This is a genomic window from Cyanobium sp. HWJ4-Hawea, assembly GCF_024345815.1.
Classification (GTDB): domain Bacteria; phylum Cyanobacteriota; class Cyanobacteriia; order PCC-6307; family Cyanobiaceae; genus Cyanobium_A.
This window is the reverse complement of record NZ_JAGQBV010000068.1, coordinates 1-10090: the sequence shown is the minus strand read 5'-3', so window position 1 is coordinate 10090 and position 10090 is coordinate 1. Positions and strand designations below refer to the sequence as shown.

Here is a 10090-nt window from a genome sequence, read left to right as displayed (position 1 = left end):
GCATGCTCACCCGCTCCCTGGAGGGGGCCCAGAAAAAGGTGGAAACCTATTACTACGACATCCGTAAGCAGGTGTTTGAGTACGACGAAGTGATGAACAACCAGCGCAAGGCCGTTTACACCGAGCGGCGCCGGGTGCTGGAGGGTCGCGAGCTGAAGCAGCAGGTGATCGGCTACGGCGAGCGCACCATCGAAGACATCGTGGAGGCCTACGTAAATCCCGACCTACCACCTGAGGAATGGGATTTGGGCAACCTTTTGTCGAAGGTCAAGGAGTTTGTTTATCTACTCGAAGATCTCACCCCAGATCAGGTACAGGGCTTGCAAATGGAGGAGCTAAAGGCCTTTCTGCAGGAGCAGTTGCGCAATGCCTACGACATCAAGGAAGGCCAAATCGACCAGCAGCGCCCAGGCTTGATGCGCGAGGCCGAGCGCTTCTTCATCCTCCAGCAGATCGATACCCTCTGGCGGGAGCACCTCCAGGCGATGGAGGCCCTGCGTGAATCGGTGGGTCTGCGGGGCTATGGCCAGAAGGATCCCCTAATTGAATACAAAAACGAGGGCTATGATATGTTCCTCGAGATGATGACCCAGATGCGAAGGAATGTTATTTATTCGATGTTTATGTTTCAGCCGGCGCCGGCGCCCCAAGGGGCGACAGCTTAAATCAGACTACAAAGCTTATGCGATTCCAAGTTCTTCAAGCCCTTTTTTGCACCATCGGCAACTCTTGCGGAAACTCACGGATGCTCAGGCGATCAAAGGAATATGAGGGCAAGCGTTCTACCCCTAAACCAAGGCGCAGCTTCAACACTCCGTTGTCGCATCTGCGCGAGAGCCCTACAAATGTTATTCACTTCTTGCAGTCCCGAAACAGGGCAATGTTACTAATAATGAGAATGTAAATATTCCAGCCCCAACCAGATATCTACAGAACACTCGCACAAAGCAACCCAATTATTGCGAAATGCTGAAACGATTTAGGATCCGAGTTTATACACTATTAGATTTTATCGCTTCAATTTATGACTACCAAGTCAATCCATACGGTCGCGGCTCAAGCCCGCATGGTCGCCTCACTAATCTCAGCGATTCAACAGAACGTCACACATATCGACCTCCAGCCGAGAAGCCACCAGAAAGAATAGCTATATTTGTAGCCTATTCCGAAAGGCTTACCCACTCGAACAGGGCCTACATTAAGACCTTGAAGCAATCTGGCTTTTCCATATTATACATCAATAATTCCTTAACAGACAAACATGATCACGAAGAAGTACTTCAACTCTGCTGGCGTGCATTTGATCGGAAGAACATTGGCCGAGACTTTGGTGCCTTCAAAGATGCAGTTCTATTACTGCATAGCGAGGGACACCTACACCAATGCGAACTGCTTTGCATTGCCAACGACTCGATGCAGTTCATCCCAGGCAGATACGCCGACGACCTGATAAAACGTATAAATACATTCTCCAAAAGCTCGAGCAAAGGTCTTTTCAGCCATGCCAGCCATCAAATCGAAACCCACTACCAGTCCTATTTTCAAATCTTAAAACCGGCAATCTTTAGATCTAAGTTATTTATTGAATTCTGGCAAGATTATGTGCCTTTAAGCAATAGGATTCATTGCATTCGGAAAGGAGAAATCGCTCTTTCATCGAAAGTTTATCGTAGATTTCAGCCTGTCGAAGTACTCTACAGGAGTGATGCATTAGTATCTATACTTTCAGAGCTACGTAAAAACGATGAAGGCGTCTCGGGCGAAGAGATTCTTGGAATGATACCTTCACCAACTAGAACATTGGAAAAAACCCCCCAAGCTGTCTATGCACTTGAACAGATTATAGGTAAGAGTCATCGCCGAGAAATGCTTTCTGCACAGCAGTTCTATAACATTGCCGATCTCATAGAAAATAGCAATCCAAGCCACGTGGCCGCATTCCTCTACCCATTTTTTCTACATTGCCCATTTATCAAACATGACCTCTGCAGTGCAGGAAGCTTTACTGCTGCACAGGCAATCTATCTTTACGAAGAAGCACTGAAATCGTCTTCGGGACAGGTGTTAACCCAAAAGTTACTTGAGTCTTTCGTGGATGAGTTCAAGCAGCTTGTCGATTTTAAAGGTACTCCTCTGAGTTACTCGAATAAATTAAAAGAAGCCACCACAAAGGGTGTTGCGAACGGCTTTATTTACTCCCGCGTATGCTAGAGTTATTATACGCCTGCACAATTGGACCCATCAACAAGTAAGCCTAGACATCCAGACCTGAGCCACTACTATGTATTTTTTTTCTGAAGATAATACTCATGCGCATTCTCCTGGAGCAATGTGCAGAGCTTGCAGAAGTGAAAAACTAGTTGCCTATGTGACCGCCAGCTCAAATGGGCTAATGGCTACACGCAAAGAATGCAACTATGTATTCTATCGCTGTCTAGACTGTAGTTCTCTAAACGAGTTTTCGGAAGAAGCGAGCTTTTACGAGAAAGAGCTGGATACGTCATTCATGAACTATTATATTGACATAGGTGCAGGCCTCGACGAAATGATTGCCCCTATCGGTAGTTATGCCGATGCCAGCGGCACAACCAAAGGCAAAAACTTTCTCGAACTAGGCTGTGGATTTGGATTTGTGGTTGATTATGCATTAAAATTGCGAAAATTTCGTGCCGCAGGCATTGAGCCTGGGGGCTACGGGCGTCTCGGCCAAGAGTATCTTGGGGCAGACATTACAAGCACCTTGCTTGGTGAGGGCAGCAATCACGATCAGGAACAATTTGACATCATCTATAGCTCCGAAGTAATCGAGCATATCCCAGCCCCAGAAGCATTTGCCGCGACCGTTGCCCGGCACATCAAACCTGAGGGAGTGGCCATCTTCACCACTCCTAATGCGGAATTCATCACACCGGAATCGCCAGCAGCAGAGACCTACTCCGCTCTGTTCCCAGGGCAGCACAAAATCCTTTTCAGCGCCAAAGGTCTGCGCTTGCTCCTAAACAGATCAGGTCTAAGCCATCTCCTGGTGAAGCAACGTAGAAACTCGAACTTGATTGCTTACGCAGCCGCATACTCAGGCCCGATTGGTGTGGCGGAGGCTGCCCAAAGCGGTAACGCCACTACCTACACCCGGGAGTACCTGAGCACATATCGAAACAGTGCCTTGGCAAGAACGGAGAAAATCTCCCGTCTGGCATTGGCGATGCACTACCGCCTGCTCAAGGATTTCGTCAACAACGGTTGGGCGGAACAGGCGATCGATGTGCTGGCTGACATGCAACCAAGCTTTCGCTGTGAAGTCGATCCGGGCATGAACTTCGAAATCCCCACCGAGACCGGCGACTCAACGGAGATGCTTCATGAAATGCTAAGTCTATGTGGGATCTGTCTACTAAAGGAGTCGATCCTTTCCCAGGACCACCATCTTCCTTATCCAGCCGGAAGTATTGCCTTCGGAAAGAACATGGGATTTTACATTACAACGGTTATCCACCTGATCTACAAACCTGAACCGGCGGCCATCATCGATACAGCCATCAATTACCTCAACACATTTATTACCTACGGGATCTGGCTCCGCAGATCACGCCGCCCCTACTATCACCTTGAAGTAATCTCACTGATCGGCCCAGCAGTCTCATCACTGTTTCTATTTCACTTAAAGGCGGGGATTCAGATTGATCCTCAGAGATTTGCATTCGTAGAGGATCCCTGGTTCGTAGTCGATCACCCAGTGTCCTATCTGGAGATACAAACCCATCTTGCCGAGAATAGGAAGCGTCAAAACCTTGATCAAGAGAACAATTCCAGTCAGCCAGCCCCTAAGAAAAGCCACAGTCCATTCTCATGGGTCATACGGAAGCTGAGAGCGCGAGACAATGCCGGCAACTAAATCATGCGTAATGAAGCGAATCATTTACTTCATTACGGTTAATTTTCACTGCGCTGAACTGATCGCCGAGTTGATCACAGCATTAGATTTGAACGAAGAAGCTGACTGTTCGCTGATCATCGTCAACAATTCTCCTGAAGATACCTCCATCGAGCCATTAAGTGCTGATCCCCGAATAACCCTGCTTCAAACAGCACAGAATCTGGGCTTTGGCAGTGGCTGCAATCTCGGCCTAACATATGTCTATAAACGAGACCACAATGCACTTGCCTGGCTGATCAATCCTGATGCCCGGTTGCTTCCAGAAGCAGTCAGCTACGTACGCACCTGCCTCAACAACGATCCTGAGATCGCGATTCTGGGAACACGGATCAAGGACATGAATGGTGAACAGTGGTTCAGCCATGGCAGCTTCAACCCCTGGACAGGGTCTATAAATGATCGATTCGGCAATGATGTGATAGAGCAAACACCAATCGCGGTTCACCCAAGTAGATGGCTCTCAGGATGTAGTATGGTGTTCAACTTGGCAAGCTTCGACCATTGCCCCCAATTCGATTCTCAGTATTTCCTTTATTACGAAGATACCGATATCTGCAATCGCTACCACCGGCTAGGCTATCGGCTAAGGGTTACGCAGGCTACATTGGTGGAGCACAAGGTATCAGCCGTCATCAAGCGCGCTCCAAGGGCGAAATATCGTCATTCTACGTTTAGCAAACTCTATTTTTTACATCGCCATGCTACTCCTTTGGCGCTAGGACTAAACCTTATCTATTTTGCACTTCGGCCACTCACATTTCTGCAGAAGGATCTTGCCAAAGCCAAGGGTACCTGGTCCGGATTACTAGACTATGCAATCTGGGTCTATCGGCGGATGAGAAGAGACGTAGCGATTTACCATCCTCGAACTAGTTTCACAGCCACGACTTGATTCAACAGGCTACCAAGCAAACAAAAGCATATGTCCGCTGTCAAATTGTTTGAGGTGGCATGATTTTTTTTGGAAATAGAGTTACAGGGCAGCAGGGCGGTTGATCCGTGTCTGCCAGCGTTTGCTACCCTCCAGGCACTAATATCGCTACTATCACAACTACCCTCAGTAATCGCAACTCTTCAACTAGATAGAAGCCAAAAATTAATTCTAATATACTACAACGGGCTGAGTAGATTCAAATCAGAAAAGGCAGCCATCGGCGTTCACGATTAATTAACCAGGTGACCCACCAGATACCAGCTAAATTGACTACCAGAAGCACGAAATCATGCCCGCCGAGCAACGATCCTGCGATAATACTGTGGCGAAAAGGACTGAGAATGTGGTAAATGGGGTTTAGATCTGCAGTCCAAGCAAAAGTGCCAAGATTTTTCTTTTGGTATAGAATCGGTGAAAGAAGAAAAACGAGCTGCAAGACAATAGGCACCAACTGATATATATCCCGATAGCGCGCACCTAGCAGGCATACTAGCGCTGGAAGCCAATAGAGAAACAACAGTAGATTTAATAGCGGCAGCCAACCAGCCATTAAAAAATGAGGTATTAACGTGGCTTGAAATAGTGAAAGCGCTATAAGCACCATCAAAAATGACTGCAAGAAGGTCTGCACTTGAAATGCCCACTCCTCTAAAGTGTAAAAAATTGGATTCACGTTAGTGTTATGCACATGCCGAGCATTGTGCTCAAACAGATTGGGGGCATTGCCAATAGCAGCGGCAATACTATTCCAAATCGTTAAGCCAAGCCCTAAATATACAACATAAGATTTAAAGTCCTGCACCTTAAATACCGTGCCGTACACTATCGCCAACACCGCGATCGAAAACAGATTGGAGAAACCTAGCCAGAAGCTACCAAAGAGCGTACGTGCAAAACGTGCTCTCGTACGGGCCGTTGCCGTGAACCACCAAACCCGGCGTAGAGCCCAAGCTTCACGAAGGGTTGAAAGGACACTAGTCTTTTGATGGTTTGTTGCGAAAGAAGCCATTATTTATGAGCGTGATAAAAACTTAAAGCCTGATCTAGGGGGCCATCAAACACGATCGATCCTTGGTCAAAGACTATGCCACGCTGACAAAACTGCCGTAGCAAAACATCGGAATGAGAGGCGAGAAACAATGTGCCAGCCTGTTCGATGAATGCCTGCATGCGTTGTTGCGCTTTTTCGTAAAAGCTGAAATCACCGGCACCAAAACCTTCATCCATGGCTAGGCAGTCATGACTGAAAGAGGTTAGCATCGAAAATAGCAACCGTGCCGCCATGCCCTCGCTGTATGTCTTTAATGGCAGCTGGATGAAGTCACCAAGTCCAGAAAACTCGATCACCTCATCAGAAAGTCTATCGAAACCACGCAAATTTCCATTCACCATTAAGTAGTGCGCCTTAATCGCTTGAAGGCCACTGAGCTCAGGGCTGGTGATGAAGCTCTTATGAATCATCGGAAACACTCTGATGCGCCGCTCAAAGTGACCGCTAGTGCCCGTGTAAATTCCAGATACTAGTTTCAGGAAGGTTGATTTTCCTGCGCCATTGTGACCAATCAGGGCGATTCTCTCGCCTTCATGCACGGTACAGCTCACATCGCGAAGCGCTGTAATCACAGCTCCACCACGTTCTCGGCGCAACTGACCTCCAGTGATTGACCTGATTAAAGCCGTCTTTAGGCTGCGAGTTTCGGTAGTGAAAACAGGAATTTGAAGCCCAACATGTTCGAGCCGCAGAACTGGGTCCGGAGATGTCATGGCAGCTGAGACTCGAGAAGATCCTTCAACGCACGAGCCTGACAAAGTCTTGTGTGGGCCGCTGCGTTGCGCAGACCCGCTTGGGAAAGATGACGCCAAAGAGTGGGTTCGCGGCTTAGCCGCAACAACTGTTGCGCCATAGTAATTCAGTGATCCTCAAGCTCAAAAAGCAGTGCCACCTCCAGATGCCCCCGGTTTCAGAAAAGTTGTCACCCCTCTGATCAGTACACCCGGGGGCTTGAGGACATGAGCAATGCGTCGTTACAGCGAGGCCGTTAAGGCTGATGTGACAGGGCTGATTCAAAGTGTGTCACAGGAACCCTTGCCTAGGCTTAGAGCATTGGATTGGCTCGGTGGGATCGACTCCATTCAGTGCTCGAAAGCCACTCTGCTGCAACTGATCTCGACCTGATCAGTTTTCTCAAGGCGATCCCGGACGCGCGCATGCGGCGCGGGGTGCGAATCCCTGCTTGGTATCTGCTCTTGGTGGCTGTTCTGGGCATCATGAGTCAGTGCCAGAGCCTGCGGGATCTGGAGCGATTTGCCATCCGCCACCACGACACCTTGACCAGTGCGCTTGGCATTGAACTGCGCAGACCACCTTCCGATTCGGCCTTTCGCTACTTCTTTCAGCAGGTGGATGTGGCGGCGCTGTGCGCCGCTATCCGTGATTGGACAATCGCCCAGATTCCTGGTGGTGCAGGCGATCTTGATCAGCTGGTCTGTGACGGCAAGACGCTGCGCGGCTCGATCGAACCCACGGCAGGTGGTGGCTCAGCCTTTATTGCCCAGGTCACGCTGTATTCATCCGCCCTGGGTGTGGCGATCGCTCAGGCCTGCTACGCCACCGGCGAGAACCACGAACGCTCAGTGCTGAGAGAGCTCCTCGGTGAGCTGGATCTGGGTGGCGTGCTGATCCAGGCTGACGCGCTGCACACCCAGAAAGCGTTTTTTTACAGCTCCAGGAGCAGGGAGCCGACTTCCTCTTGACCGTAAAAGCCAACCAGCGGAACCTGGTACGGCAGATCGTGCTGCAGTTCCAGGGAAAGCGCCACATCCCTTTTACAGCAACGGATCACGAGATCAGCCATGGCCGTGACATCGTCTGGGCACTGCGGGCAAAAGAAGCACCAGATCACATCAAGCAAGCCTGGAGCGGCACCAGCTGGATCGTCGAGATGATCGCTACCGGTACCCGCGAGGGCAAGCCGTTCCAGGCTCGGCATCTGTTTCTCACCAGCCTGCGCACTAGCCCAGAAGCCCTGCTGCAACTTGTATGAGAGCGCTGGAGCATTGAGAGCTGGCACTGGATCCGCGACACCCAGCTCAGGGAAGATGCCCATCGCTATCGAGGTAACGGAGCCGGTGCGATGGGGAGCCTGCGAACAGCTGCGCTCAACCTGCTGCGGCTGGCCGGATTTGAATCCATCCGCACCGGCATGCAGGCGGTAATGCACGACATCACGGCATTGCTGGCAATGGCAATGCGGCAACCAGCAATGGGCCCCGCATGAAACTTTGAATCAGCCCTGGCTGATGTGAGGAGGCGGATGAGCCCGCCGCACAGGCAGAGCGTGGCCGGGATTTCAGAGGAGCTGGGCATTCACGTTGTGACCCTCTACAACTGGAGGAAGGCCTGGCGGTTGCAGGGAGAGGTGGTGCCGGCATCCGAGAAGGAACCAGAAGGCTGGAGTGCTGCCGACAAGTTCACGGTGGTGATGGAAACGGCTGGCTTGAATGCCACCGAACTCAGTGCCTACTGCCGTGAGCGAGGGCTGTTTCCTGAGCAGGTGGAGCGTTGGCGGCAGGCCGCCCCTACCTGGCCTTTGGCCAGCGTGCCGGAGGCACTTGATGCCAACGCCAAGCCAGTGCTGACGATGGCCGAGCAGAAGGAGCTGGAAAAGCTCCGCACCCAGGACCAGCGGGAGATCAAAGCTCTCAAGAAGGAGCTACAGCGCAAGGAGAAGGCCATGGCTGAGATGGCGGCCTTGCTGGTGCTGCGAAAAAAGTGGGAAGCCTTCTGTTCGGAGGACGAGGAAGGCTGACCAGCGCTGCGCACCGGCGCAAGGCGATCGAACTGATCAGCGAGGCGCATGCCGCTGGCGCTGGTCTGGTGCGTGCCTGCTGCGAGATCGGGATCTCTCTGCGCACGCTCAAGCGCTGGCGGAAGGCTTTTGGTGGTAATGGGGACGGCGAGGACCGCCGTAAAGGCAGCTCACGCCTGGTTGCTCACCGACTGAGCAACGAGGAGCGTCAGCGGATTCTGCTCACCTGCAACGAGCCCGAATTCGCAGCGTTGCCGCCGGGTCAGATAGTTCCAGCCCTTGCTGATCAGGGGCTTTTTATAGGTTCAGAAAGCAGTTTCTATCGGGTGTTGCACCAGGCGGGGCAATGCCATCGGCGCGGACGCGCCAGGTTGCCGCAGGAACCCAGAGCCGTTCCAAGGCTTATGGCTATCGCTCCGAACCAGCTCTGGAGCTGGGACATCACCTATCTGCCGACAACCGTGCGCGGGATTTGGCTGTACCTCTACCTGGTGATCGACGTCTGGAGCAGGAAGGTGGTGGCCTGGGATGTAGCCGAGCGGGAAGATCCAGCCATCGCTGCCGATCTGGTGAGTAGGGCCTGTCTGAAAGAGCGGGTCAGCAAGGGGCGTAAGCAACCACTGATCATCCATGCCGATAACGGCAATGCAATGAGGGCGGCGACCCTAGAGAGTCGGCTGGAAGAGCTGGGGGTGCTCAGATCCTTCTCCAGTCCAAGAGTTTCCAACGACAACCCCTACTCCGAATCGCTGTTCCGCACAGCAAAGTACAGGCCTGATTACCCGAGACGGCCTTTTGGCAGCAAAGACGAGGCCTGTCAGTGGGTAGTGGCCTTTGTGGATTGGTACAACCACCGGCACCGGCACAGGGGAATCAAGTTCGTGACGCCCCATCAGCGACACAGCGGAGCTGCAACGGCCATTTGCCAGCAGCGAACCGATGTTTATGAAACAGCTCGCCGGGCTAATCCATCGCGCTGGAGCAGGCACATCCGCTGCTGGCGTCAGCCAGAAGAAGTGTGGATCAACAAGCCACCAGAGGAGCCAAAACCGACCCTCGAACTACCCTTAGTCCAGGCCGCCTGAGTGGCGCCTAGGAGTGACACCTTTCCTGAAAGTCACCGGCCCCGACCAGCACTGGTGGAACTTCTGGCAACACCTACTCGCTGGCGGGGACCGTGATGCGGCAGCCCGGCTCATGGTCGAGGCGCTGTATGTGGCCGTGCGGGTGGCCTCCTTTGAGCTGGTGCTCGCCTTCCTGGAGCAGGCGCAGCAGCGCCAAACCCTTTCTCTGTCTGGATTGCAGCAGCGTTTTCGGGTGCCGCCGCGCCGCACCGCCCTGCCTGATCCCGTAATCCCCCAACACCTGCTGGCCTCCTATGACCACCTCCTCCCCAGTACCCCGCTCACAGGC

At 52.0% G+C, this 10090-nt stretch carries 10 protein-coding genes and 2 pseudogenes; 10 read left to right on the top strand and 2 right to left on the bottom strand.

The window, feature by feature from the left end:
* The 4 genes and pseudogenes from secA to KBY58_RS11880 all read left to right on the top strand — a co-directional run.
* Nucleotides 1–665: pseudogene (gene secA, locus KBY58_RS11895) on the top strand (preprotein translocase subunit SecA); the annotation flags it as partial.
* A 301-nt stretch (nt 666–966) separates the two neighbouring features.
* A complete protein-coding gene (locus KBY58_RS11890) occupies nt 967–2211 on the top strand; it encodes a rhamnan synthesis F family protein (protein ID WP_255004537.1) in 1245 nt (414 codons plus the stop codon).
* Nucleotides 2212–2392: 181 nt separating this feature from the next.
* The gene (locus tag KBY58_RS11885) at nt 2393–3892 is read left to right on the top strand and encodes a class I SAM-dependent methyltransferase (RefSeq protein ID WP_255004536.1); all 1500 of its coding nucleotides are present in this window, start codon (nt 2393–2395) and stop codon (nt 3890–3892) included.
* A gap of 10 nt (nt 3893–3902) precedes the next feature.
* Nucleotides 3903–4826: a glycosyltransferase family 2 protein gene (locus KBY58_RS11880; RefSeq protein ID WP_255004534.1), complete on the top strand. Its 924-nt coding sequence runs from the start codon at nt 3903–3905 to the stop codon at nt 4824–4826.
* 238 nt (nt 4827–5064) lie between these two features.
* Here KBY58_RS11880 and KBY58_RS11875 read toward each other — a convergent pair whose 3' ends face one another.
* Both KBY58_RS11875 and KBY58_RS11870 read right to left on the bottom strand, forming a co-directional pair.
* On the bottom strand, nt 5065–5877 hold the full coding sequence (locus KBY58_RS11875; RefSeq protein WP_255004533.1) for an ABC transporter permease: 813 nt from the start codon (nt 5875–5877) through the stop codon (nt 5065–5067).
* Entirely contained in the window at nt 5877–6632 is a 756-nt protein-coding gene (locus tag KBY58_RS11870) for an ABC transporter ATP-binding protein (protein WP_255004531.1), read from the bottom strand. The genes KBY58_RS11875 and KBY58_RS11870 overlap by 1 nt, the downstream gene beginning before the upstream one ends.
* Nucleotides 6633–7004: 372 nt before the next feature.
* Between KBY58_RS11870 and KBY58_RS11865 the strand changes: the two genes are divergently transcribed.
* From KBY58_RS11865 to KBY58_RS11840, 6 genes and pseudogenes are all read left to right on the top strand, one after another.
* On the top strand, nt 7005–7622 hold the full coding sequence (locus KBY58_RS11865) for an ISAs1 family transposase (protein ID WP_255004529.1): 618 nt from the start codon (nt 7005–7007) through the stop codon (nt 7620–7622).
* Nucleotides 7619–7912, top strand: a complete 294-nt coding sequence (locus KBY58_RS11860) for a hypothetical protein (RefSeq protein ID WP_255004528.1) — start codon at nt 7619–7621, stop codon at nt 7910–7912. Before KBY58_RS11865 ends, KBY58_RS11860 begins: the two co-directional genes overlap by 4 nt.
* Before the next feature lie 90 nt (nt 7913–8002).
* The gene (locus tag KBY58_RS11855; RefSeq protein WP_255004527.1) at nt 8003–8146 is read left to right on the top strand and encodes a hypothetical protein; all 144 of its coding nucleotides are present in this window, start codon (nt 8003–8005) and stop codon (nt 8144–8146) included.
* A gap of 36 nt (nt 8147–8182) precedes the next feature.
* Nucleotides 8183–8677: a hypothetical protein gene (locus tag KBY58_RS11850; protein WP_255004526.1), complete on the top strand. Its 495-nt coding sequence runs from the start codon at nt 8183–8185 to the stop codon at nt 8675–8677.
* Nucleotides 8641–9762 carry an IS3 family transposase gene (locus KBY58_RS11845; protein ID WP_315858060.1) on the top strand — a complete coding sequence of 374 codons (1122 nt, stop codon included), beginning with the start codon at nt 8641–8643 and terminating at the stop codon, nt 9760–9762. Before KBY58_RS11850 ends, KBY58_RS11845 begins: the two co-directional genes overlap by 37 nt.
* Before the next feature lie 13 nt (nt 9763–9775).
* Nucleotides 9776–10090, top strand: a pseudogene (locus KBY58_RS11840) (IS21 family transposase); the annotation flags it as partial.

Coding starts and splice junctions, on each gene's coding strand:
- KBY58_RS11890 (WP_255004537.1), top strand. CDS start 967: ATGCTGAAACGATTTAGGATCCGAGTTTATACACTATTAGATTTTATC.
- KBY58_RS11885 (WP_255004536.1), top strand. CDS start 2,393: ATGGCTACACGCAAAGAATGCAACTATGTATTCTATCGCTGTCTAGAC.
- KBY58_RS11880 (WP_255004534.1), top strand. CDS start 3,903: ATGAAGCGAATCATTTACTTCATTACGGTTAATTTTCACTGCGCTGAA.
- KBY58_RS11875 (WP_255004533.1), bottom strand. CDS start 5,877: ATGGCTTCTTTCGCAACAAACCATCAAAAGACTAGTGTCCTTTCAACC.
- KBY58_RS11870 (WP_255004531.1), bottom strand. CDS start 6,632: ATGACATCTCCGGACCCAGTTCTGCGGCTCGAACATGTTGGGCTTCAA.
- KBY58_RS11855 (WP_255004527.1), top strand. CDS start 8,003: ATGGGGAGCCTGCGAACAGCTGCGCTCAACCTGCTGCGGCTGGCCGGA.
- KBY58_RS11850 (WP_255004526.1), top strand. CDS start 8,183: ATGAGCCCGCCGCACAGGCAGAGCGTGGCCGGGATTTCAGAGGAGCTG.